We start from the raw sequence: 24,353 nt of genomic DNA, 5'->3' as shown, positions 1-24,353 counted from the left end.
GGGTCGTCATTGCCGGTAGACCTGGAGCTCATAAAGCGAGTACCCGTACGACGTCGCCCGCTGCGTCCCGGTGACCCGGACATACCGGGCCGGCACCGCGTCGAACCGTGCGACGTCCTCCCCGCCGTTGCCGGTCGTGGTCGCGTACACCTGCCGCCAGGCCGACCCGTCCCGGGACACTTCCACCCGGTACGACTTCCCGTACGCCGCCTCCCAGTGCAGCACCACCCGCCGGATCGTCTGCTCGTTGCCAAGGTCAACCTTCAGCCACTGCGGATCGGACCAGTTGCTCGCCCACCGAGTGGTCAGCTTCCCGTCGACCGCGTTCGCGGGTGGCGAGTTGTACCACCCGGTCTCGTGGCTGCTGGCGGTCGCGGTCTTGCCCGCGGCCAGGTTGCTGACGTCGTCACCCCGACGGGCCGGGAACTCGATCACCTGCTGGTACGTCGGCCGGTTGACCCAGGCGATCCGGTCCTGGGTGATGCCGCCCATCGGGTTGTGCACGATCTGGTCCGCGCAGAACTGATCGCCCGCGGCACAGTCGGCGGTCGCCGGGTACGTCGTCGCCGCCGGGACCTTGGTTGCCGCCAGCAAAGAGTCGGCGAGCACCGTCCGGCAGGCCGCGAGCGAACCGCCGCCGCAGAACGTGACCGGCTGCGGCGCCTGCACCGGATCGCCGAGCACCTTGCGCAGGTCGCGCTGAACGAAACCCCACCATCCGCTCTGGAACGCGGATCCCTGCGCACTCGGCCGCTCGTCGATCTTGAGGTTCGCGACCAGGGCGCCGTACAGGTCGGGACCGAGGTCCTTGAACTGGGCCGGGACCAGCAGCGGCCACCAGGCGTCGATGATCCGGATCGCTTCGCTGTGGTCGTAGACCTTCGAGGTGGCGTTCGGCGTCTTCCGGTGACTGCCGGCCGCCTGCCACGCGGTCAGCTTGGCGACCGCGTCGGCGACGGCCGGATCGGTGATCGGGGCGGACTTCAGGACCCTCAACAGATAGGGAACGACCTGGTCGCCCCGGAGGTCGACGGTGGCCGCGTCTTCCATCGCCTCGACCAACTTACCGCGAGTAAATTTCTGGCCGCTGATGATGACCGCCTTGATCCGGTCGTCGAGCGGCTGACTGCGGTAGACCGCGTTGTAGCCGAACTGGCCGTCGGATGCGGAGAACCCGGGTGCCTGCTTGTTGTTCCAGCTGGTCAGGTAGTCCTGGTTGACCACCTGCGGGTGTTGAGCGGCCGGGGTGTAGGTCGCGCGGTTGGTGTCCGGGTTCCAGCCCTGCCACTCGTACGAACTCCAGGTCGGCAGGTTCGGGTCGGCGCCGGCCGGGCGGACCGGGTTGTCACCGGAGTTGTAGTACGCGATCGACGTCTTGTCCGTGTAGAACCAATTGAACGTGTAGCCGATGTTGTGCGCCGCGTTCTGGAAGTCGGCCGCCGAGTGGATCCGGTCCGGGTCGTTCAGCTGCATGAACCCGAGTGCCGAGCCTGCCTCGTTGCCGTAAGTCGAGCGGTTCTTGGTGAACAGGACCGGCCGGCCGCCGACCGTGCCGCGGTGCGTGACGATGCCGAACTTGGTGCGCAGGGCAACCAAAGTGTACGAGCCGGCCGGTTCGGAGGAGCCGAGGCTGGAGTACCACTCGTTGTGCCGTTCGAGCCGCTCGATCGGCACACACTGGCCGCGGTACTCGTAGTACTGCGAGTTCTTCGTCGGCGTTCCGCCGCCGGGTTCACACAGCGGTACGGCGAAGGTGTCGGTGATGTCCTGTCCGGCCGACGTGGCGCTCCACGAGTAGTCGGGGCCGCGGCCGATCAGGGTGTAGAAGTTCAGCCCGGCGAAGGCGACGCCGCGGGAGCTGACGCCCGGGCCCTGGAGTTCCTGACGGAGCAGGAGTTGAGGCGCGAAGTAGCCGGTCTGTGGGCCGTAGACGGCGAACGGGTTGCCGCTGACAGTGTGCTGACCCGAGACGAGGAGCGCGTTCGACATCCCCTTCTCGCCGAATCCTTCAGGGAAGAGGCCTTTGTCGAAGATGCCCCGCAACGACTCCGCGCCCGTCGGCTCCGGTTTGCTCGAGGCCTTGGTGACTGTTTGGTTGATCACCTGTGGCTCCGGGGTGACCGAGCCGCGATCCGGTAGCGCGCGACCGGCCGGGTTCGGACCCGTCACGCCGTACGGGAAGGTCGCGCCGTTGTGCACGGTGGTGTTCGCCTCCGGGTCGTTCTGCGACCGGAACGACTCCCACACCTTGGTGCCCTGGGCAACGCCGTACTTCGCCTGTGCTTCGAGTAAGGCCAAGGCCGACGCGACCTCGTGTCCGCCGCCGGTGCCGAAGATGCCCGCGACCACGGCCGCGGTGGCGACCACGTCGGTCACCTTCCACTGCGGTGTCGGCCAGTCCAGGCCGAGTGCGATGTACTCACCGGGATAGGCGATGCCGACCGTGTTGACGTAGTGGTTGACCCCGTCGACCCAGGCCTTGATGTCCTGCTGCATCTTCACGCCGTCGGCGCCGTACCTCTCGTCGGCGTCGTCGTACTGCTTCTGCAGATCGGCCTCGTTGTACGGCGCGGTCCGCCAGAACTCCTGCTCGAACGCACGATTGGCCGGCGCGCCACCCGCGAACGGGGTCAGCTGACCGCGGCCGAGATGCCGGAACACGTCCATCACGAACAGCCGGTCCTGCGCGCCGGCGTACCCGGCGCCGAACATCACGCCCTGCCGCGTCGTACCGGTGATGTGCGGGATGCCGCGTGACTTGTCCCGCACGATGGTCACGTCCGCCCGCGGCTGGATCGTGCTCGCCACGTCGCCGGCCTTGACCCCGAACGACGCGTCGTCGAAGTACCCGCCGAGATCGTCGTCGGTGATGCCCTGGGAGTTCCAGACCAGATTCTCGTACGGCTTCAGCGAGTCGCTGAAATGCGGCGGCCGGGTCCCGAAACCCTTGAACAGAAGGAGATCCGTGAAGGTGGCGTTGCCGTTCTGCCCTGGTGTCACGATGTCGTCGCACTGCCCGACGCAATAGTCGACCGGGGCAACAGCAGCGGCCGGAGCCGCCTCGGTCGGTGCCGGCAGAGCAGCCAGTACGACGACAGTCGCAGCGGCGGCGACCGTCGTACGAAGAGAACGGCGAAGGGCGGCGCGGGTGGTTCGCGGGGCGGTGCGAGGCGACACGGATTCCTCCCTCGGGACGCGAGCGGGCGGCAGGGGAGTTACGAAAACTGAGAATGACTCACCAGTAGCTTGTGGTCAAGGTCTAGGGTGCGTCTCTCAGTTCCCTGCAGTCGCGAGCAGGTGCTCGGCGGAGTGCAGCGCAAGGCGGAGGGCGAGGCTCGGAGTGGGGTTCTCCGTGCCTCGCCCTCCAACGCCGCGATGTGCCCGCCGAGTGCCGCGCAGCACGCAGGGAACTGAGAGACGTGCCCTAGCCAACTCCGGACCCGATTGGCTCTCGCCAACCACAGTCCGTGACCACTACTGTGTGCAGCACCATGAGCATCCATGATCGTTACCGGTTGAGTGTGGTGATCAATGCCAAGGGGACGTACACCCCGCTCGGGGTGTCGCGGAGTTCCTACGGGGTGGCGGAGGCCGTCGCACAGGCGCTGCCTGAATTCTTCGTCATGGACGAGCTCGGCGACCGAGCAAGCGAGGCCATCGCCCAGGTGACCGGCGCGCAGGCCGGCGCAGTCGTCCATTGCACCGCCGCGGGCATCACCCTTTCGGTCGCGGCGACCATGACCGGCGGCGACCCGCGCCGGGTGGCAGCGTTGCCGGACGCAACGGATATGCACAACCGCGTCGTGATGCCGGCCAGCCATGTCGTCAACTACGGTCATTCCAACCTGCAGGGCATCCGGTTGGCGGGCGCGCAGGTCGACCTCGCCGGCGACGAAAACCGTTGTGGCATTGACGATCTGGAGGAGGAGCTCGACGGGCCGGACGTCGCCTGTCTGTTCCTCGTCTCGTCCCGGCTGACGCATGGTGAGCCGATCGACCTGGTCGCGGCGGTCCGCGCCGCACACCGTCGCGGCGTGCCGGCGATCATCGACGGCGCCGCCCAGTTCCCGCGGATCGCTGACCTGCTGGCGACGGGCGCCGACCTCGTCCTCGTCAGCGGGCAGAAGTACCTGGGCTCCCCAACCGCCGGGCTGCTCGCGGGCACCTGGCCGCTGGTGCAGTCCGTCCGCGCGCAGGACAAGGGCATCGGCCGGGTGATGAAGCCGACCAAGGAGGCCGTGATCGGCGTCCTCGCGGCGCTCGAGGAATGGCAGGCCTTCGACCGGGTCAAGTGGGAGGCCGACCAACTGGCCAAGGTGGTCTCGTTCGCCGGCGCGGCCGACGAGATCCCAGGTGTGTCGACCGAAGTGGTGCCGGATCCGACCGGCTTGCAGGTGTCGCGGGTGCTGCTGAAGGTGGCGGACGCCAAGCGGATCGCGACCGAACTCGAGGCGGGGTCGCCGTCGATCTACGTGATGACCGATCGGGTCGACGAGGACGAGTTGATGCTCGAACTCGTCCCGCTCGACGACACCGAGATCGCCGCCATCCTCGCCCGCCTCTGGGCGATCATCACCCAGTAGCGCACAGCAGCCCCCGACCTCACGCGGAGGTCAGGGGCTGCTGCTTGTGAATCGTCAGCGCTGGTAGGACTTGCCGCCCTCGTAGCGGTTGCTGTCGGTACGGCGCGGGCCGCTGCTCCGACGCGGACCGCTGCCGCCGCGACCGTCGTGGCCGCGACCCGGACGGCTGCTGCCGTACCGCTTGCCGCCGCCACCCTTGCCGAAGCGCTGCGGCTTCGGGGCCGGCAGCTTCACCGGGTACCCGGACGGCTTGGTGCCGCCGGTCAGCTCGGTCATCAGCTCGTCGCCCGGACGGACGCGCACCGGCTCGGCTTCGACACCGGCCGACTCGGCCATCCGGATCATGCCCCGACGCTGGTGCGGCAGGAGCAGCGTGACCACAGCACCCTTGCCGCCGGCACGCGCCGTACGGCCCGCGCGGTGCAGGTAGTCCTTGTGCTCGGCCGGCGGGTCCGCCTGGACGACCAGGCCGACGTCGTCGACGTGGATCCCGCGCGCCGCGACATCCGTTGCCACCAGCACCGGTACCGAACCGTCCTTGAACTGGTCCAGCGTCCGGTTCCGGGCACCCTGGGTCAGGCCGCCGTGCAGCGCCGCGGCCATCACGCCACGGTCCCGCAGCTGGGTGGCGACACGGTCGGCGCCCAGCTTGGTGCGGACGAACACGATCGTCCGGCCGTCGCGGCTGGCCAGCTCGGCCGTCAGCGACTGCTTGTGCGCCGGCTCGATCACGAGCAGGTGGTGCGCCATCGTGGTGACGGTGGCCTGGCCGGACTCGGTCGAGTGCGTGACCGGGTCCTTCAGGTACGTCTTCACGATGGTGTCGACGTCGTTGTCCAGCGTCGCCGAGAACAGCAGCCGCTGCCCACTGGCCGGAGTCATGTCCAGCAGCGTGGTGACGGCCGGCATGAAGCCCATGTCGCACATGTGGTCGGCCTCGTCCAGGACGGCGATCTCCACCGCACCGAGGTCGGCAGCACCCTGCTCGCACAGGTCGATCAGCCGGCCCGGGGTCGCGATCAGGAGGTCGACACCGCGGCGCAACGACTCGATCTGCTTCGGGTACGGCAGGCCGCCGGCGATCAGCTTCAGCGACACGTTCATCACGTGCGCGAGCGGCTCGAGCGCGTCATGCACCTGCATGGCGAGCTCACGCGTCGGGACCAGGATCATGCCGCGCGGACGGCGCGACTCGGTGTGGCCGCCGGCCAGCCGGGTCAGCGTCGGCAGGCCGAAACCGAGCGTCTTGCCGGAACCGGTCTGACCGCGGCCGAGCACGTCCTTGCCGGCCAGCGCGTCCGGGATGGTCGCGGCCTGGATCGGGAACGGCGCGGTGATCCCGTCGCGGGCGAGCCGCTGCACGAGTCGCGGCGCCAGCCCGAGCGCGGCGAACTGGTTGTCCGCGGCAACGGTGCCCAGATCCTCCAGCTGCTCGTCGCGCTTGTTCTCCTGGTACGACGACCGCTCGTTACGGACTGGGCGGTCGTCCCGCCGGTACGACGACCGGTCGTTCCGGTCGTACTGCGGCCGGTCGCTCCGGTTGTTGTACGACGGCCGGTCGTCCCGCGCCCGGTCGTCGGTGCGCGGCCGGTCGCCATTGCGCGAACGGTCGTCGCGGTTGTACTGCGGCCGGTCGTCCCGCCGGTACTGCGGGCGGTCGTCACGGTTGTACTGCGGCCGCTCACCGCGGTCGTACTGCGGGCGGTCGGTGCGGTCGGTGCGCGGGCGGTCGACGCGGTCGCCGTACTGGTTCCGCTCACCACGGTCGGTCCGGGTGCGGTCGCCGTACTGCGGGCGCTCGTCGCGGTTGTACTGCGGCCGGTCGTCGCGGTTGTACTGCGGGCGGTCGTCGCGGTTGAACGGCCGGCGGTCGGTGCGCGACTCGTTGGCGCGCTCGGCGCGGTAGCCCTTCGCCGGACGGCGGTCGTCGGCGGCGGGGCGGGAGCCGCGGTCGGAGTACTGGGTGGGTCCGCCCCGGCGCTCACCGCGGGCAGCGTCGTTCCGGACCTCGCCGGCCGGCGCCGCGGCTGCCTCGGCCCGATCCTGGGCCGCCATCCGCTCGCCGTACGACTGGGTCTGGAACTTCTTGTGCCGCGGCTTCTTGATCCGGCCGTCGGCCTGGTTGCCATCGGCAGGTTGGTTGTCCTGGTGGTGCTGGGTCACGCAAAAACTCTCTCTCAACGTCACGGACGAGTAGCCGGATTGCAACCGCACAGAAAGGCCGGTCACGACCGTGACCGGACCGAACGTGCTGAGCAGGAGATAGCCATCGACCTGCGGGTGCTATCGCGTTGCACCCATGTCGCCGGGAACCTTCAGCGGGATGCTGAACCGACGGGTCGGAGCGCCTGGGAAAATCTCTGGTGACGCGACGCGCGCACCGACGCAGAAAAGTATACCCGACCGCGACGCCTCTCCTGACCACACCGGCAACGACCAGACCACCGGTCCAGGTGGCATGCCTCCAGCAGTTCAAGCGAACTTGAGTTCTTGAGCGGCCGTCCTAGGGTGGCGGTATGGCGGAGGAGAACGTTCCGAGCAAAGAGCACTGGCTGTCCATCGGGGAGATCGCTCATCGGTCCGGAGTCGCCGCGTCGGCGTTGCGGTTCTACGAGGATCAGGGCCTGATCCAGTCCCGGCGGACGGCCGGGAACCAGCGTCAGTACCAGCGCAGCACTCTGCGGCGGATCGCCTTCGTGCAGGCGGCCCAGCGGGTCGGACTGGCACTGGCCGAGATCAAGAGTGCCCTGGATTCACTGCCGGACGACCGTACGCCGACCCGCGTCGACTGGAGCCGGTTGTCGAAGTCGTGGCGGAGCCGGCTGGACGAGCGGATCGCCGAGCTCGAGCGACTACGAGACGACCTGGACGGCTGTATCGGCTGTGGCTGCCTGAGCCTGCAGCGCTGCAACCTCTACAACAAGGCCGACCGCCTGTCCGAGCGCGGCCCCGGCGCCCGCATCCTCAACGTCGGCATCCCGGGTGAGTGACGCATAGGTCCCGGGTTATGAGCGGCATAGAACGGGGCGCGGGATTCGCGGGTTAACCCCCGAGTTCTTGCCGGACTGGTGCGGAACTTCCGAAGTGTTGGCAGCATCCGGTCTGTAGCGAACAGTAACCCTCTGATCGCTTTCCGCCACAGATCCGGAGTGAGGCCCTCCCATGTCGCATCGCCGCATCCTGACTTCGCTCGCGGGGATCGCCGCCGCAGCACTGGCCGTCGCCAGCTTCGCCGCACCAACCCTGGCCAACGCAGTCCCCGCCCCGGCACCGGCCACCACGTCCGTCTCGACCTCGACGACCCGAGCCGCCTACACCGGTTCACCGCAGGACGAGGCCGCCACCAAGGCCTTCTACGACGCCGTGATGAAGTCCGCGCGCGCCAAGATGGCCCAGAATGCCAAGGCCGGCAAGAAGGTTGCCGCCGTCACCGTCACGTACGCCGTCGACGCGCCGACCTTCCGCTCCCAGATCAACTCCAGTACGTCGATCTGGAACTCCTCGGTCTCCAACGTCAAGTTGGTCGAGGGCAGCAACTACGACTTCTACTACACCGAGGGCAACGACCCGCGCGGTTCGTACGCGTCCACCGACGGGCACGGGAGCGGCTACATCTTCCTGGACTACGCCCAGTCCCAGCAGTACGACCCGACCCGGATCACCGCCCATGAGACCGGTCACGTCCTCGGCCTCCCGGACCACTACTCCGGCCCCTGCTCCGAGTTGATGTCCGGTGGCGGCCCCGGCCCGTCCTGCACCAACGCCTACCCGGACGCCAACGAGCGCTCCCGCGTCAACCAGCTCTGGGCCAACGGCTTCGCCTCCGCCGCGAGCGCCGCCTTCCACACGTCCAAGTAGTCACCCCCAGGCCCTCCGGCCCGGACCGCCCGGCAGGGGACGGCTCCGGGCCGGAGCTCTCTGTAACCTGACCCCGTGCTCAAGTGGGTGGGGATGAGCCTGGCAGCTATCGCCTGCCTGGCCGGATGCGGCGTTCCAGCCGGTGGGCTGGTCGGCGTGACCGTCGATGCCGCCGGCAACCCGGTGATCGTCGTACAGATGTGTGAAGGCCACATCGACGGCGCAACCCTCTATCGGTTCAGTGAAGAACCGGACGACGAAGAGGTGCTCGGCAGGTGGGAGGTCAGCTCTCCGGTGAGCGGGTTCTCCCAGTTCGACCTGGACACCGGCGGGAACGGGTGGGCTGTGGTCGGGGAGCTCGAGGCTCGGGACCCACAGCAGCGGTACACGATCTACGGGTGGTCTAACGACAACAGCTGGTCGGCGGCCCACCTGACCTTCAGTGACCGGGAGCTGTCCGGCCTGAAGCCGGGCACTGTGCTCGTGCCGGAGCGCGAGCAGGACGGGAACAGGTCCGAGTCGCTCGAGGACTTCAAGACGAGGACCTGCGAGGGCTGGTTCTAGCGGGCCGGGCCGGTCGAGCCCCTGACTACCAGTTCGGGGCGGAACAGGAACTCGGTGTGTGGGGTGGTGTGGCCGCGGACCTCTTCCAGCAGGGAAGAGACGGCGGCCAGGCCCATGGCCCGGACCGGCTGGCGGATCGTGGTCATCGGCGGGTCGGTGAACTCCATCATCGGGGCGTCGTCGTAGCCGACCACCGAGATGTCGCCGGGGACCGTGAGGCCGCGTTGGCGGGCCGCGCGGATGACGCCGAGGGCCATCATGTCCGAGCCGCAGATGACCGCGCTGACGCCGGCGTCCAGGAGCTGCTGGGCCGCCGCGGCCCCGCCCTCGACGCCAAACATGCTCAGGGCGACCATCTGGTCCAGTTCGTCGTCGGACAGGCCGAGCTGCGCCTTCATCGAGGTGCGGTAACCGGCCAGTTTCCGCTGCACCACGATGAACCGCTCCGGCCCGGAGGCGAACCCGATCCGGCGGTGGCCGAGGGCAACGAGATGGGCCACGGCCAGCTCCATCGCGGCGTACTCGTCCGACGAGACGAACGGCGCCTCCACCCCGGGCAGCCAGCCGTTGACGAACACCACCGGCAGCCGCCGGTCCACCAGTGACTGGTAGCGCGCGTGGTCGGCGCCGGTGTCGGCGTGCAGGCCGGAGACGAACATGATCCCGGAGACGCCGCGCTCCAGCAGCATCTCGACGTACTCCTCCTCGGTGGCCCCGGACGGCGACTGCGTACACAGCACCGGGGTGAACCCGCGCTGTGACAACGCGGACTCGATCACCTGGGCGAACGCCGGGAAGATCGGGTTGATCAACTCCGGCATCACCAGCCCGATCAGCCCCGCCGACCGCCGCCGCAGCCGGGTCGGCCGTTCGAACCCGAGTACGTCGAGGGCTGTCAGGACCGACTGTTTGGTCTCCTCCGCCACCCCCGGCTTGCCGTTCAGCACCCGCGAGACCGTGGCCTCGCTCACCCCCGCCTTGGCCGCGATGTCCGCCAGCCGTGCTCTGCTGCTCACGCGGGGCACTGTACCCACCGGCAGTTGACGTTGCAGCAAGATCCTGCAAGAACTTGCAGACTGAGACTGCGCGGAGTTGTCCACTACGTGAACAGAATGGACACGTCACACGCCGTACACCTTGTCAGGACGAGCCGGGCGGGTGAGGATAGCCGCACCCCCGCCCGGGGGCCTTTACTCGGATCGTCCGGCACGTTCCTGCCGGTGAAGGGATGTACATCGTCATGGCCACTGTGTCTTTCAAGGCTGCCACCCGGATCTACCCCGGTGGTGACACCCCCGCCGTCGACAAGCTCAACCTCGAGATCGAGGACGGCGAGTTCATGGTTCTCGTCGGCCCGTCGGGTTGCGGCAAGTCCACCTCGCTCCGGATGCTCGCCGGCCTCGAAGAGGTCAACGAGGGTTCCATCTACATCGGCGACCGCGACGTCACGCACCGTCCGCCGAAGGAGCGGGACATCGCGATGGTGTTCCAGAACTACGCGCTCTACCCGCACATGTCGGTTGCGGACAACATGGGCTTCGCCCTGAAGATGCAGGGTGTCTCCAAGGAGGACCGCGCCAAGCGCGTGATGGAGGCCGCCAAGCTGCTCGGCCTGGAGGAGTACCTCGAGCGCAAGCCGAAGGCTCTGTCCGGTGGTCAGCGTCAGCGTGTCGCCATGGGTCGCGCCATCGTGCGTAACCCGCAGGTCTTCCTGATGGACGAGCCGCTGTCGAACCTCGACGCCAAGCTCCGCGTCCAGACCCGTACCCAGATCGCCGAGCTGCAGCAGCGTCTCGGTGTCACCACCGTCTACGTCACCCACGACCAGGTCGAGGCCATGACGATGGGCGACCGGGTCGCCGTACTGAAGGACGGCCTGCTGCAGCAGGTCGACACCCCGCTGAACCTGTACGACCACCCGAAGAACAAGTTCGTCGCGGGCTTCATCGGCTCGCCGGCGATGAACCTGCTGACCGCGGACATCACCGAGGGCGGCGCGAAGCTGGGCGACTACATCGTCCCGCTCGAGCGCAGCCTGCTGGCCAAGGCCGGCAGCGACAAGACGCTGACCCTGGGTGTCCGGCCGGAGGCCTTCAAGGTCGCCGACCAGGGCCTGCCGGTCCACGTCGCCGTGGTCGAGGAGCTCGGTGCCGACGCGTACCTGTACGGCACCGCCGAGCACAACAACGAGCACCAGCAGATCGTTGCCCGGATCGACGCCCGGATGCCGGTCGAGAAGGGTTCGACCATCCACCTGGCGGCGCTCCCCGACAAGCTGCACCTGTTCTCCACCTCCACCGAGGAGCGGCTGACCGCCTGATCTCCGGTACGACGTAAGCCGCGGCCCCGGGTGGTTCGTCCACCCGGGGCCGCGGTGCGTCGTCGTACATCCCAAGCAGTCAGGGGACCTTCCGGTCGCGCTGGTCCCGGTTCGAAGGGTTGTCGGCCGGGTTCAGGTTGGTCTGCTTGAGCAGGTAGTGCGGCCGCTTCTTGGTCTCGTAGTAGATCCGGCCGATGTACTCGCCGATCACCCCGAGCATCACCATCTGCAGCCCGCCCAGCCCGGTGATCGCGGCGATCAGCGTCACGTATCCGGGCATCTCCACACCGCGCAGCACCGCCACCGCGATCACCCAGATCGCGTACCCGGCGGCGACCGCGGTGAGCAGCAGGCCGACGTAGATCGCCAGCCGCAACGGCCGGTTGTTGAACGAGAGCAGCCCGTCCAGCCCGTACTCGATCAGCCGCCGGAACGTCCACCGGCTCTTCCGCTCCGGCTGCTTCACGTTGTCGTACTCGAACAGGATCGACTCGTACCCGATCCAGGCGAACAGGCCCTTCGAGAACCGGTTGTACTCCCCCAGCTCGAGCAGGCCGTCGACGGCCCGGCGGGACAGCAGCCGGAAGTCGCCGACCCCGTCCATCAGCTCGACGTCGGCCCACTTGTTGATCAGCCAGTAGTACGCCCGGGCGAACAGCGTCCGGGTGGCCGGGTCGCCGACCCGGTTCCGCCGCGCGATCACCTGGTCGAACCCGCGCTCGTACAGCTCCAGCATCCGGCCGATCAGCTCCGGCGGGTGCTGCAGGTCGGCGTCCATGATCACCACCGCGTCGCCGGTGGCGTACCGCAGCCCGGCCAGCATCGCGGACTCCTTGCCGAAGTTCCGGCTGAAGGACAGGTACCGGACGGCCGGGTCGGCGTCCGCGAGCTGCACCAGCGCATCGAGGGTGCCGTCGTCGCTGCCGTCGTCGACGTACACGATCTCGTACGGCCGGCCGATCGCGGCCAGGTCCCGGCTGACGGCCTCATGGAACCGGTCGATCACCTCGACCTCGTTGTAACACGGCACCACCAGGCTCAACCGCATCGTCATCCTCATCCATCCCAGCCGGACACGTCGGTCCCACTAGTATCCAAGCCGGAATTACGCGCTAGCTTTGGCCAGGCAGAGTGAGCAGAGAGGCGGCCAGTGGTTTCGGACGACAGCGCAGTACGGCAGCGGTCGGCGGCGCTCCCCGCGCTCGTCGCCGGTGTGCTGGTGGCGGCGGTGTTCGCCGCCTCCGGAATCATCCGCGGCACCTTTCCTTTCGGTTCACTGTCCCGCAGTACCAACGATCTCGGTACCCAGTACATCCCTTTCTTCGCCCACTTGTGGGACATCCTGCACGGCCGCGCCCAGGGTGACCTGTTCTTCAACTGGCAGAGCGCGTTCGGCGTCGGGTTCCTGGCCGACTACGGCGTCGTCCTCGGCAGCCCATTGTCCCTCCTGGTGGGTCTCTTCCCGCGGGACCAGATCGACCTGGCCGTCTACGTCATCACCGTCCTGAAGCTGAGCCTGGCGGCCGCCGCGATGGCGGTCCTGCTGCTCAAAGCGGCGCCCGGCCCCCGTTGGGTTGCCGCGATGCTCGGTGCGTCGTACGGCGTCTGCGGCTGGGCGATCGACGACGGCGCGTACGTGCCGATGTGGCTGGACGGCCTGATCGCGCTGCCGATGTTCTTCCTGGTGGCCGAATGGTCACTGCGCCGGACCAACCGCCTGCTCAGCGTGCTCGTGGTCGGTGTCTTCTGGGTGTCGAACTTCTACACCGCCTACATGGCAACGATCGCGGCCGGCCTCTACCTGATCGCCCGGGTCCTGACCAGCGACCTGACCTGGCTGCTCCGGCTGCGGGTCGTCCTCCGGCACGGCATCTCGTTCGTCCTCGGGATGGCGGGGTCGGCACCGATCCTGCTCCCGATCCTCGAAGCCAACACGGACGCGACGCCGTCGCCGTCCGGCGTCTTCACCCCCTCGGCGGTCGACATCTTCCTGTCCCGCCTGCTCCCGCTGTCCGAGGGCGTCGGCCGGACGGCCAGCCTGTACGTCGGAACAGTCGCCCTCCTGCTCGCACTCACGCTGCCCTTCAACCGATACGTGCCGATCCGGACCAAGGCGGTCTGGATCGTGACGACCGCGGCGCTCGCGATGTCCTTCCGGTGGACGCCAACTCAGGAGATGTGGCACGGCTTCGACACCCCGAACGGGAGCCAATACCGCGAGGCATTCGTGCTGTGCGGCGTGATCGTCGTACTGGCCTGGTTGTCGGTCTCACACCGCCTGCCCGGACCGCTCGCGCTCCTCGGCGGCGGAGCCCTGGTCGCGGTCATCGCCGTACTGTCCGACGGCAGCCCGCTGCTGACCGAGCACGCCATGACCGTCCTGATCGCCTCGGGCGCGACCACGCTCGTTGCACTGGGCACCATTTGGGCGGTACGACGTTCTGCGTCCCTGCGACGTACCAAGTGGCCGGTCGCGGTGGCGTTCGCCGTGGTGATGGCCGTCGTCGCCGTGGAGACGACGTGGACCGCGGTGGTGACGGACGAGCAGCGGTCGAAGATCCTCAGCGCGTCGGTGCAACCGTGGGACCAGCAGCAGACCGAGCGGGCCGACGCGATCAGGGATGCAGGCGGCTGGCCGGCGTACCGGACCGATCCGGGGACGTCGGTGACGCCGAACGATCCGATGCTGCTCGGCGGTCAGGGCGCCGGGATGTACAGCAGCCTGCTGCCGGCGACGCTGAACCGGACGCTGACCGAACTCGGTTTCGGCTGGTCCGGGTACGGCCGCGCCTCCGACGATCTGGAGCAGCCGGTCACCGACGCGATCTTCTCGATCGGCGCGCGCCTGCATCTGCGCTCCGGCGGCGTCGAGACGATCGACCGGTCCGCGGTACCGCCGCTGGTGACAGTCAGGCGCCGACTCGGGGCGACGGACGGGTCGAATGCCTTCGTGGCGCAGGAACGGCTGCTCGGGACCCAGGTCTACGAGATCCCCGAGTATCGCGGCAGCAAGTCGATCACCGGCGGGGACGTGAAACTGGTCGGGCGATGCACCCCCGGTACGACGGCGTACCTGCACCTGCCACGGGTCTCCGGTGAGGCACGGCTGACCGACGGCACGCAGTGGCGTGAGCTGACGGCGAGCCGCCGGCCGGGGATCAACACGAACAGCGCGATGATCCTCCTGGGCACTGTCCCGGCATCCGGTGTGGTGTCGGCCGAGATCAAGTTCGGCGACAGCACGTCGGGGATCACGAGCACCGGTGCGCTCGGTTGTCTCGACGAGCAGGCCTTGGGGAGGGCCGTCCGGCAGTTGCGGATGGGCGGAGCAACGGATGTGGAGGTCGGCGGTCATTCGATCAGCGCGACACTGCGTCCGGGCAGCACCGGGTATGCCGTGGTCGCCGTACCGAAGCTGCCTGGTTGGCAGTGCTCGGTCGGCGATGGGAAGGCCCAGACTCCGCGTAATTACGGCGGTCTGATTGCCGTACAGCTGACGGGATCCGCCGACCGGATCGACTGCAGCTACACGCCGCCCGGCCTCCGGCGCGGCCTCGCGCTGGCCGCCGTCGCCGCCTTCATCACGCTCGGAATCGTGCTCTTCGGCCGTCTCCGCCGCGCTAGGAAGTGACGTCCCGGCGGTAGAAGACAGCTCCGCCGATCAGGACCAGTACGACGGCCAGGATGCCGAGATACCAGGCTCCGTGTTCGAACGACAGCGTCTTCTCGATCGTCTCGCACATGTAGTTGCCGTCGTCTCTGGTCGAGCACTTGTTCAGGAAGTACGTCGTGTCGTGCCGGACGAAGGCGTCGAAGTTCAGCTTCACCAGCCACGGCTGGGCGCTGTTCAGGAAGCCGGCGAAGACACCCTCGATCAGGACCAGGTACCCCATCGCCACACCGATCGCGGCCGCCGTGTGCCGGAGCAACAGCCCGACCACCCCACCGAGCGCGGCCCCCACCGCAATCAACAGAACGGCACGACCACCGATCGCGGTGAGATCGCCCCAGACCTTGGCCGTCGTACTGGACGTGTCACCGAGCTGATCCACGATCAGATAGACGCCGAACAGGACGATCGCCAGGACGACCGCCGCCACCGGGGCGAGTCCGATCGCGGCGGCCAGCAGCTTGCTGCCGTAGACGCGCAGCCGCCGTGGCTCGAAGGTCAGCCAGTTGCCGATGGAACCGGTACTGAACTCGGCACCGACGAAGCTGGCCCCGATCAGGAACGCGGCGAACACCAGCAGGTACGACGATCCGAGCAGCAACTCCGGGACCGCCTCGGCGAACACCATCCGCGGCTTGCCGAACATGTCGATGGTCGGCTCCGGGTAGCTGCACATCTCCTCCAGCGCAGGCTTCGGATCCGGCTGCTTCTGCCAGTCCGCCTCACACAGCCTGCGGTTCTCCTCGCCGTGTTCGACCCAGTTCTGGTGCTCGGTCTCGAACTGCGTCTGGGCGATCCGCTGTTGCTCGGCGGACAGCGGCCGAGCCTCCTGCCAGGTGGCGAACAACAGCAGCGCGGTGATCGCCAGCACACCCAGTACGCCGATGACGGTCAGGCGACGGGCGGTGAGCCGGCGGAGCTCGACCGTGGTGAGCCGGATCATCACAACCCCTCCCCGGCGGTCAGCTCGAGGAAGACCGACTCGAGGTCGGCGCGGACCGGGACCAGCTCGGACACGTAGAGCTCCTGTTGGGCCAGCCGGCGGGTGACGTCGGCCGGATGTTCGGCGCCGTCGACGAGGAGGTGGTGGTTGCCATCGGCCCGCACCGTCATCCCGGCCGCGGTCAGGATCCGGGTCGCGGCCTCGTGGTCGTCCACGGCGATCTTGACGGTGGCCGCCGTACCGCCGCCGATCACCTCGGCGACGGTGCCGGAGGCGAGCAGCCGGCCGTGGCCGATGATCGAGACGGTGTCGGCGACCTGCTCGACCTCGGCCAGGATGTGGCTGCTGACCAGGACCGTCCGGCCCTGGTCGCCGAGGCCGCGCATGGTCTCGCGGATCTCCCGGATCCCGGCCGGGTCGAGGCCGTTGGTCGGCTCGTCGAAGATCAGCAGGTCAGGTTCCTTCAGCAGCGTCGCGGCGATCGCCAGCCGCTGCTTCATGCCGAGCGAGTACGCCTTGTACCGGTCCTTGCCGCGATCGCCGAGCGAGGTCTGCTCGAGCACCTCGCCGACCCGCTGCCGAGGCGCGCCGATCGCCTCGGCGAGCAGTTCCAGGTTCTTCCGGCCGCTGAACGCCGGGAAGAACTTCGGCGACTCGACGATCGCGCCGACCCGGCCGACCACATCCGGCAACTGGGCCGGCACCGGCCGGCCGAACACCGTCATCGACCCCGCGTCGGCCCGGATCAGTCCGAGCAGCATCCGGATCGAGGTCGTCTTCCCGGACCCGTTCGGCCCGAGGAATCCGTGCACGCCCCCGACCGGTACGTCCAGATCGAGCCCCTGGACGGCCACCACTTTCCGGCCCAACCGGGTCCGGTAGGTCTTCCTCAGACCGCGCGTACTGATCGCCAGCTCCGGCACTGTGACCCCCTCGTCGAGCCAGTAGACGCACAGCTTGGCAGGTTTGTTGGTCCACCGCCGCTCAAATACCCCCGGTAGGTATGCCGCCAGGACTTGCATTCGATACCCCAAGGGGGTAACTTCATGCCTGTCGACATACCCCCAAGGGGTAGCCGCGGGACACTGAAGGAGCCAGACATGACCACCGACGCCGAGCACGTGCACGGTTACACCGCCGAGAAGAGCAGCCACCTGAAGCGGCTGCGGCGGATCGAGGGCCAGGTCCGTGGCCTGCAGCGGATGGTCGAGGAGGACAAGTACTGCATCGACATCCTCACCCAGGTGTCGGCGGCGACGAAGGCACTGCAGTCGTTCTCGCTGGAGCTGCTGGACGAGCACCTGGCGCACTGCGTGGTCGAGGCCGCGCAGAAGGGCGGTCCGGAGGCGGAGGAGAAGGTCCGCGAGGCCTCCGACGCGATCGCCCGCCTGGTCCGCAGCTGAACTACCCCACAGATCAGAGCAAGGAGAACCGATATGACCACCACGACCTACTCCGTCACCGGTATGACCTGCGGGCACTGCACCGCGGCAGTCACCGAGGAGATCAGCAAGCTCATCGGTGTCCAGCAGGTCAGCATCGACCTCGTCGCCGGCGGCACCTCCGCGGTGCACGTGACGAGTGAGTCCGCTCTCGACGAGGCCGCCGTACGCGAGGCTGTCGACGAGGCGGGCTACGAACTGGCGGCGTCGTGAGCCGGGCCGTCGCGCTCCGGCTCGGCGCGTTCGCCGGTGCGCTCGCGCTCGCCTTCGGGGCGGCGTTCGCGATCGGCACCGCGGTCGACCCGATCGCGGCGGCCGACACCACCACTGCCCCTGCTCATGGAGAGGAGATGGGCGGCATGGAGGAACCCGCAGCAGAACACGGGGAAGGGCACAGCGAGTCGGGCGGGCAACTGCCCGGGCTCGCGGTCTCCGAAGCCGGGTACACCCTCACCCCAGCCACGACGTTCTACCAGCCCGGCACCAAGACCGAGCTGCGTTTCACCATCCAGGGCCCGGACGGCAAGCCCGTCAAGGAATACACCGAGACGCACGAGAAGGAGCTGCACCTGATCGTCGTACGGCGTGATCTGTCCGGCTTCCACCACGTGCACCCGACCCGGGACGCCAGTGGCACCTGGAGCATTCCGTTCACGTTCACCGCCGGTGGTACGTGGCGACTGTTCGCCGACTTCCAGCCGGCCGGTCTCGACCGGACGCTGACCCTCGGCACGGACGTCAACGTCTCCGGCCTCTACATCCCGGTCCCGCTGAGCGACCCGGCGAGCATCTACAGCTTCGACGGGTACGACGTGACACTGGCCGGGACCCCGGTCGCGGGCAAGGAGTCCGAGCTGACCTTCACGATCAGCCGGGGCGGCAAGCCGGTCACCGACCTGCAGCCATACCTGGGCGCCTTCGGGCACCTGGTGTCACTGCGCGGCGGCGACCTCGCCTACCTGCACACCCACCCCGCACAGGAAGCGACAGCGGGGATGAAGGGTGGACCGGAGATCAAGTTCGCCACCACCTTCCCGACCGCCGGGACATACAGCCTGTTCCTGGACTTCCAGCACGCAGGCGCGGTCCACACCGCCGAGTTCACCGTCAAGGTGGGCACGGACGGCAGCACCGCGATCGTCCCGCCCAAGGAGCTCCCGGCCACCAAGGCTCCGGCCACGCCGGGCCACGAGACAACCCCGCACGGCCACTGAGAGAGGAGGCACACAACTATGACCACCGCAGAACCCGGTCAGTCCGTCGAACTCATCATCGGTGGCATGACGTGCGCCTCGTGCGCCGCCCGGGTGGAGAAGAAGCTGAACCGGATGGACGGTGTCACCGCGACCGTCAACTACGCCACCGAGAAGGCGAAGGTGACGTTCGCGGAGGGCATCACCACCGACGACCTGGTCGCCACGGTCGAGAAGACCGGCTACACCGCCGCCCTGCCGACGCCGGCTGTCACCTCTGAGGACGGTGAAGAGCCCGACGAGCTGAAGCCGCTCCGGCACCGCCTGTTCGCCAGCATCGCGCTGGCGGTGCCGGTGATCGCGTTCGGGATGATCCCGGCGCTGCAGTTCGACTTCTGGCAGTGGGCGTCGCTGACGCTGGCCTTCCCGGTGGTGACGTGGGCGGCCTGGCCGTTCCACAAGGCCGCCTGGACGAACCTGCGGCACGGCGCGGCCACGATGGACACGCTGATCTCGCTGGGTGTCGTGAGCGCGTTCCTGTGGTCGCTGTACGCGTTGTTCATCGGCGGTGCCGGTGAGCCGGGCATGAAGATGCCGTTCACGCTGATCCCGTCCCGGGGCAGCGGGGCCGAGGAGATCTACCTCGAGGTCGCGGCCGGCGTCACCACGTTCATCCTGGCCGGCCGGTACTTCGAGGCCCGGGCCAAGCGCCGGTCGGGTGCGGCCCTGCGGGCTCTGCTGGAGCTGGGCGCGAAGGATGTCGCCGTACTGCGCAACGGTTCCGAGGTGCGGATCCCGGCCGACCAGCTGGTCGTCGGCGATCAGTTCGTCGTACGGCCGGGCGAGAAGGTCGCCACCGACGGCGTGATCGTCACCGGCAGCAGCGCGGTCGACGCGTCGATGCTGACCGGCGAATCGGTACCGGTCGAGGTCGGCGAGGGCGACGCGGTCGTCGGGGCGACCGTGAACGCCGGCGGCCGGCTCGTGGTCCGGGCGACCCGGGTCGGGTCCGACACCCAGCTGGCGCAGATGGCCAGGCTGGTCGAGGACGCGCAGAACGGGAAGGCCGCGGTCCAGCGGCTGGCCGATAAGGTGTCCGGGATCTTCGTGCCGATCGTGATCGGGCTGGCGCTGGCGACGCTGGGGTTCTGGCTCGGCAACGGTTCGCCGGTGGAGATCGCGTTCACCGCGGCGGTCGCCGTACTGATCATCGCCTGCCCCTGCGCCCTCGGGCTGGCCACGCCGACCGCGTTGATGGTCGGGACCGGTCGGGGTGCGCAGCTGGGCATCCTGATCAAGGGCCCGGAGGTGCTCGAGTCCACTCGCCGGATCGACACCGTCGTACTGGACAAGACCGGCACCGTGACCACGGGCCGGATGGAGTTGGTCGACGTACTGCTGGCTCCGTCGGAGGACCGGGCCGAGGTGCTGCGGTTGGCCGGAGCGCTGGAGCACTCCAGCGAGCACCCGATCGCCGCTGCCATCGCCCGGGGCGCTCAGGCCGAGCTCGGTCAGCTACCTGAGGTCGAGGACTTCGGGAACGTCGAGGGCCTCGGTGTCCAGGGCATCGTCGACGGGCACGCCGTACTGGTCGGACGGACCAGGCTGCTGGAGGAGTGGAGCCAGTACCTGCCGGACGACTTGGCTCACGCGAAGGACCATGCCGAGGCCGAGGGCAGTACGGCGGTCGCAGTCGGCTGGGACGGTCAGGCCCGGGCAGTGCTGGTCGTCGCCGATACGGTGAAAGCGACGTCTGCGCAGGCCATCAGGGACCTGAAGGCACTGGGACTGCGGCCAGTGTTGCTGACCGGTGACAACGAGGCAGTGGCTACGAAGGTGGCGGCTGAGGTCGGTATCGACGAGGTGATCGCCGAAGTACTGCCGGCCGACAAGGTCGACGCGGTCAAGAAGCTGCAGGGCGAAGGCCGCGTGGTCGCGATGGTCGGCGACGGCGTCAACGACGCGGCCGCCCTGGCCCAGGCCGACCTCGGCCTGAGCATGGGCACCGGCACCGATGTGGCGATCGAGGCCAGCGACTTGACCCTGGTCCGCGGCGACCTGCGCGCAGCGGCGGACGCCATCCGCCTCTCCCGCAGCACCCTGCGCACCATCAAGGGCAACCTCTTCTGGGCCTTCGCCTACAACGTCGCCGCCATCCCCCTGGCCGCCGCCGGCCTCCTCAACCCCATGCTCGCCGGCGCCGCCATGGCCTTCAGCTCGATCTTCGTAGTCTCGAACAGCCTCCGACTGCGCAGGTTCCGCCCACTCGGCACGCCCTGAGGGCCGGAGATGTAGTCGTACGACGACATGTGCAAATGTCGCCGTACGACTACATCGGTGATTGCGATCTTCGGAGTCGCTCTCTGTGATTGGTGCAGTTCGACAGGAGGTGTCCGGCGATCGAGTCGGATACTCGGTGGGCTCGAGCGGGAGTGGCCGGTAGTGGGCGTATACGTCCTGTTGATTTGCACCCGGGTGTGTGCTCTGGGCGACCCCGACCTTCCTTGGCGCAGCCCTAGCGAATCCAGGCCGTCGTGTCGGGCGGCAGTAGCCCGGTGTCCAATGGGGTGCTGGCCAGTAGCAGTTCGTCGTGCGGTGGGAGGTTGATGGGGGTTGGGGTCAGGTTGGTGATGGAGATGAGGTTTTCGCGGGTGAAGGCCAGGACTCCGGGTGGGGTGTCGAGCCAGCGGAGGGTGCCGTCGCCCAGGTGGGTGCGGCGGAGTTTCAGGCCTGTCCGGTAGAGGGTGAGCATCGAGTTCTGGTCGTCGTACTGGGACTCGGCGGTGAGGTTCTTCCAGTCGGCTGGTTGGGGTAGCCACGGCGTACCGGTGCCGAAGCCGAACGGGGGCTCCTTGCCGGACCAGGGAAGGGGCACTCGGCAACCATCACGGCCGCGATCGGCGCCTTTCGAGCGGGTGAAGATCGGGTCCTGGAGCAGGTGGTCCGGGAGGTCTTCGACTTCTGGTAGGCCGAGTTCCTCGCCTTGATAGACGTACAGTCCACCGGGTAGAGCCATCGCGAGCAGGGCAGCCGCGCGGGCCCGGCGTTCGCCGAGGACGAGGTCGGTCTGCATGCCGTGCTTGCGGTCCTGGTGCGAGAACGACGTGTCCGGGCGACCGTACTTCGTCACCGGCCGGGTGACGTCGTGGTTGGACAGCACCCAGGTCGGCGGGGCGCCGATCGGGACGTGGGTGGTCAGGGTGAGGTCGATCGACGCCTTGAGCTCGTCCGCCTGCCAAGGGCGGGACAGGAAGTCGAAGTTGAACGCGGTCTGCATCTCGTCCGGCCGCAGGTACAGCGCGAACCGCTCCTGGTCCGGCATCCACATCTCGCCGACCAGGAACCGGTCGTCGTACTCGTCGGTGATCCGCCGCCAGCCGCGGTAGATCTCGTGCACCTCGTCGTGGTCGGTGTACGACTCCTCGGCACTGTCCAGGTCCTTGAACAGTACGGCGGCACTGTCGATGCGGATCCCGTCGACACCACGGTCCAGCCAGAACCGGAGGATGTCGTGGAACTCCTCCACCACCTCGGGGTTGCGCCAGTTGAAGTCGGGCTGCTCGGGGGCGAACAGATGCAGGTACCAGTCACCGTCCTCGACCTGGGTCCAGGCTGGTCCGTTGAAGATGGACTGCCAGTCGTTGGGTGGCTGGTTTCCCCTTCCAGGCTTGAAGATGAAGCGATTGCGCTCGGGCGAGCCGGGGCCGGCCTGGAGTGCCTGGACGAACCAGTCCTGCTGGTCGGAGCCGTGGTTGGGGACGATGTCGATGATGGTGCGGATGTTCAGGGCGTGGGCTTCCGCGATGTACGCCTCGGCCTCCTGGAGCGTCCCGAATGCCGGGTCGATGGCTCGGTAGTCGGCGACGTCGTACCCGCCGTCGGCCATCGGGGACGGGTACCACGGGTTCAGCCAGATCGCGTCGACACCGAGCTCGGCCAGGTACGGCAGTTTGTCCCGGAGACCGGCCAGGTCACCGATCCCGTCGCCGTTCCCATCGGCGAAACTCCGCAGATACACCTGGTAGATCGCCGCCCCACGCCACCACTCGTCCGCCATTGAATCTCCTTACCCTTTGAGGCTTCCGGCGGTCAGGCCCGCCATGATGCTGCGCTGGAATACGAAGAACACCAGGATTGTGGGCAGGCTGGCGATCACCAGGGACGCGATCAGCACGTTCTGCGGCATCTGCGCGGACAGCGACGCGATGCCGACGCTGATCGACATCTTGTCCGTCTCCGGCAGCACCAGCAGCGGCCAGACGAAGTCCTTCCACACCGTCACCACGGACAGGATCGACACCACCCCGAGGATCGGCCGCGACACCGGCAGCACGATCGACCACAGGATCCGCATCGGCGACGCGCCGTCGATCTCGGCCGCCTCCAGCAGCTCGCGCGGGATCGAGTCGAAGAACCGCTTCAGCAGGAAGACGAAGAACCCGTTCGCTGCCGCCGGCAACCAAATCGCCCAGGGCGTGTTCAGCAGGTCGAGATGCAGGATCGGCAGATCCTTGGCGGTCAGGTACGTCGGCAGCAGCAAGACCATCGGCGGGATCATCAGGGTCGCCAGCATCGCGCCGAGGACGACCTTGCCGAAGAACGGCCGGAGCTTCGACAACGCGTACGCCGCCGTGACGTCGACCGCGAGCGTGAAGAGCCAGGCGCCACCGGCGTACAGGACCGTGTTCTTCAGGAAGACGCCGAGCTGCAACTGCTCCCACGCCTGTTTGTAGACCCCGAAGTCGTAGTCCGTGGGGAAGAAACTCGGCGGGATCTGGGCCAGCTCGTCCGGCGACTTCAGCGCGCCGGTCACCATCCAGTACAGCGGGAAGACGAAGGCGCCGGTGAATCCGATGACTGTCAGGCTCAGCGTCGCCCAGTAGATCAGCCGGCCGCGGGTGGTCCGGAGAGACAGCGGTGACACCAGGGTCCTCATCTGGCCTCCTCTCGGGACACGCGCAGGTAGATCGCGGAGAACACCATCAGGACGACCATCAGCATCAGGCCGAGCGCGCCGCCGCCACCGAAGTCGCCGAAGTTGAAGGCGTACTGGTACATCAGATAGGCGACCGTGACGGTCGCGTTCTCCGGGCCGCCGCCGGTCAGCAGGTACGGCTCGATGAACACCTGCATGGTCGCGACGATCTGCAACAGCAACATCACCAGCAGGATCAGCTTGGTCTGCGGGATCGTCACGTGCCAGACACGCTTCAGCAGACCCGCACCGTCGAGCTCGGCCGACTCGTACAGATCGCCGGGAATGCTTTGCAGCGCGGCCAGGTAGATCAGCGTGCCGGTGCCGAGATTCATCCAGGTCGACACGAGCACCAGGCTGACAAGCGCCGTACTGGTCGAGTCGAGCCAGCTCAGCGGCGGCAGGTGGAACACGTCGAGCACCTGGTTGAACAGACCGGCGCCGGGGTCGTAGAACCACTTGAACAGCAGGACGGCGACGGCCGGCGGGAGCATCACCGGCAGGTAGACGACGAACCGCAGGTAGGCCTTGGCGTGCTTGAGTTCGTTGAGTACGACGGCCAGCACGAACGGAACGGCGTACCCGATGACGAGCGCCAGCCCGCTGAACGCCGCAGTGTTGAGCCAGGCCGAACGGAACGCCGGGTCCTCGATCACACTGCGGAAGTTGTCGAACCCGACCCACCGCGGCGGATCAACGAAGTTGTTCTCCTGGAAGCTGAGAATCACCTCCCGCACCATCGGGTACCAAGAAAACAACCCAAAACAGATCAGCGCCCCACACAAGAACCCATAGGCGGTGAGGT

The 24,353-nt window shown here is 68.0% G+C and carries 19 protein-coding genes; 10 read left to right on the top strand and 9 right to left on the bottom strand.

The genetic code is table 11. The features are described 5' to 3' along the window. Positions 1 to 6: 6 nt before the first annotated feature. Positions 7 to 3,177 (bottom strand): penicillin acylase family protein, encoded by a 3,171-nt coding sequence (locus V9K99_RS22895; protein WP_337006203.1) that lies wholly within the window; start codon positions 3,175 to 3,177, stop codon positions 7 to 9. A gap of 314 nt (positions 3,178 to 3,491) precedes the next feature. Between V9K99_RS22895 and V9K99_RS22890 the strand changes: the two genes are divergently transcribed. Next, positions 3,492 to 4,583 carry an aminotransferase class V-fold PLP-dependent enzyme gene (locus tag V9K99_RS22890; RefSeq protein WP_337006201.1) on the top strand — a complete coding sequence of 364 codons (1,092 nt, stop codon included), beginning with the start codon at positions 3,492 to 3,494 and terminating at the stop codon, positions 4,581 to 4,583. A 54-nt stretch (positions 4,584 to 4,637) separates the two neighbouring features. Here the strand turns inward: V9K99_RS22890 and V9K99_RS22885 are convergent, their stop codons facing one another. Beyond that, on the bottom strand, positions 4,638 to 6,746 hold the full coding sequence (locus V9K99_RS22885; protein ID WP_337006199.1) for a DEAD/DEAH box helicase: 2,109 nt from the start codon (positions 6,744 to 6,746) through the stop codon (positions 4,638 to 4,640). Positions 6,747 to 7,099: 353 nt separating this feature from the next. Here V9K99_RS22885 and soxR point away from each other — a divergent pair, with 353 nt between their 5' ends. The 3 genes from soxR (at position 7,100) to V9K99_RS22870 (ending at position 9,005) form a co-directional block, all read left to right on the top strand. After that, complete coding sequence (soxR, locus tag V9K99_RS22880) at positions 7,100 to 7,573, top strand: redox-sensitive transcriptional activator SoxR (RefSeq protein WP_337006197.1); 474 nt, start codon at positions 7,100 to 7,102, stop codon at positions 7,571 to 7,573. 172 nt (positions 7,574 to 7,745) lie between these two features. After that, entirely contained in the window at positions 7,746 to 8,441 is a 696-nt protein-coding gene (gene snpA, locus V9K99_RS22875) for a snapalysin (protein ID WP_337006195.1), read from the top strand. Between the two features lie 75 nt (positions 8,442 to 8,516). After that, on the top strand, positions 8,517 to 9,005 hold the full coding sequence (locus V9K99_RS22870) for a hypothetical protein (protein WP_337006192.1): 489 nt from the start codon (positions 8,517 to 8,519) through the stop codon (positions 9,003 to 9,005). On the opposite strand, the gene V9K99_RS22865 is transcribed toward V9K99_RS22870, so the two are convergent. Further along, entirely contained in the window at positions 9,002 to 10,021 is a 1,020-nt protein-coding gene (locus tag V9K99_RS22865; protein WP_337006190.1) for a LacI family DNA-binding transcriptional regulator, read from the bottom strand. The genes V9K99_RS22870 and V9K99_RS22865 overlap by 4 nt on opposite strands. A gap of 224 nt (positions 10,022 to 10,245) precedes the next feature. Between V9K99_RS22865 and V9K99_RS22860 the strand changes: the two genes are divergently transcribed. After that, positions 10,246 to 11,325 carry an ABC transporter ATP-binding protein gene (locus V9K99_RS22860; RefSeq protein WP_337006188.1) on the top strand — a complete coding sequence of 360 codons (1,080 nt, stop codon included), beginning with the start codon at positions 10,246 to 10,248 and terminating at the stop codon, positions 11,323 to 11,325. Positions 11,326 to 11,404: 79 nt separating this feature from the next. Here the strand turns inward: V9K99_RS22860 and V9K99_RS22855 are convergent, their stop codons facing one another. After that, positions 11,405 to 12,379 (bottom strand): glycosyltransferase family 2 protein, encoded by a 975-nt coding sequence (locus V9K99_RS22855; protein ID WP_337006186.1) that lies wholly within the window; start codon positions 12,377 to 12,379, stop codon positions 11,405 to 11,407. Positions 12,380 to 12,475: 96 nt separating this feature from the next. On the opposite strand from V9K99_RS22855, the gene V9K99_RS22850 reads away from it, so the two are divergent. After that, entirely contained in the window at positions 12,476 to 14,956 is a 2,481-nt protein-coding gene (locus V9K99_RS22850) for a YfhO family protein (protein ID WP_337006184.1), read from the top strand. Here V9K99_RS22850 and V9K99_RS22845 read toward each other — a convergent pair. Next, entirely contained in the window at positions 14,946 to 15,938 is a 993-nt protein-coding gene (locus V9K99_RS22845; RefSeq protein ID WP_337006182.1) for an ABC transporter permease subunit, read from the bottom strand. The genes V9K99_RS22850 and V9K99_RS22845 overlap by 11 nt on opposite strands. Continuing rightward, positions 15,938 to 16,960: an ABC transporter ATP-binding protein gene (locus tag V9K99_RS22840; protein ID WP_337006180.1), complete on the bottom strand. Its 1,023-nt coding sequence runs from the start codon at positions 16,958 to 16,960 to the stop codon at positions 15,938 to 15,940. Before V9K99_RS22840 ends, V9K99_RS22845 begins: the two co-directional genes overlap by 1 nt. A 78-nt stretch (positions 16,961 to 17,038) precedes the next feature. Between V9K99_RS22840 and V9K99_RS22835 the strand changes: the two genes are divergently transcribed. The 4 genes from V9K99_RS22835 to V9K99_RS22820 are packed head-to-tail and all read left to right on the top strand — an operon-like array spanning position 17,039 to position 20,853. After that, positions 17,039 to 17,341, top strand: a complete 303-nt coding sequence (locus V9K99_RS22835; protein ID WP_202866016.1) for a metal-sensitive transcriptional regulator — start codon at positions 17,039 to 17,041, stop codon at positions 17,339 to 17,341. Positions 17,342 to 17,374: 33 nt separating this feature from the next. Further along, positions 17,375 to 17,593 carry a heavy-metal-associated domain-containing protein gene (locus V9K99_RS22830; RefSeq protein ID WP_337006178.1) on the top strand — a complete coding sequence of 73 codons (219 nt, stop codon included), beginning with the start codon at positions 17,375 to 17,377 and terminating at the stop codon, positions 17,591 to 17,593. Then, positions 17,590 to 18,594, top strand: coding sequence for a hypothetical protein (locus V9K99_RS22825; protein WP_337006176.1), 1,005 nt, complete (start codon positions 17,590 to 17,592; stop codon positions 18,592 to 18,594). The genes V9K99_RS22830 and V9K99_RS22825 overlap by 4 nt, the downstream gene beginning before the upstream one ends. 18 nt (positions 18,595 to 18,612) lie before the next feature. Further along, complete coding sequence (locus tag V9K99_RS22820; RefSeq protein ID WP_337006174.1) at positions 18,613 to 20,853, top strand: heavy metal translocating P-type ATPase; 2,241 nt, start codon at positions 18,613 to 18,615, stop codon at positions 20,851 to 20,853. A 235-nt stretch (positions 20,854 to 21,088) separates the two neighbouring features. Here V9K99_RS22820 and V9K99_RS22815 read toward each other — a convergent pair whose 3' ends face one another. The 3 genes from V9K99_RS22815 to V9K99_RS22805 are packed head-to-tail and all read right to left on the bottom strand — an operon-like array spanning position 21,089 to position 24,276. Beyond that, entirely contained in the window at positions 21,089 to 22,630 is a 1,542-nt protein-coding gene (locus tag V9K99_RS22815) for a glycoside hydrolase family 13 protein (protein ID WP_337006172.1), read from the bottom strand. 9 nt (positions 22,631 to 22,639) lie between these two features. Then, entirely contained in the window at positions 22,640 to 23,509 is an 870-nt protein-coding gene (locus V9K99_RS22810) for a carbohydrate ABC transporter permease (RefSeq protein WP_337006170.1), read from the bottom strand. Next, positions 23,506 to 24,276 carry a carbohydrate ABC transporter permease gene (locus tag V9K99_RS22805; protein ID WP_337006169.1) on the bottom strand — a complete coding sequence of 257 codons (771 nt, stop codon included), beginning with the start codon at positions 24,274 to 24,276 and terminating at the stop codon, positions 23,506 to 23,508. The genes V9K99_RS22810 and V9K99_RS22805 overlap by 4 nt, the downstream gene beginning before the upstream one ends. Positions 24,277 to 24,353 lie beyond the last annotated feature (77 nt).

The organism is Kribbella sp. CCNWLW201 (assembly GCF_037203805.1).
Classification (GTDB): domain Bacteria; phylum Actinomycetota; class Actinomycetes; order Propionibacteriales; family Kribbellaceae; genus Kribbella.
The sequence above is the reverse complement of the archived record's forward strand: the minus strand, read 5'-3'. Positions and strand labels throughout refer to the sequence as shown.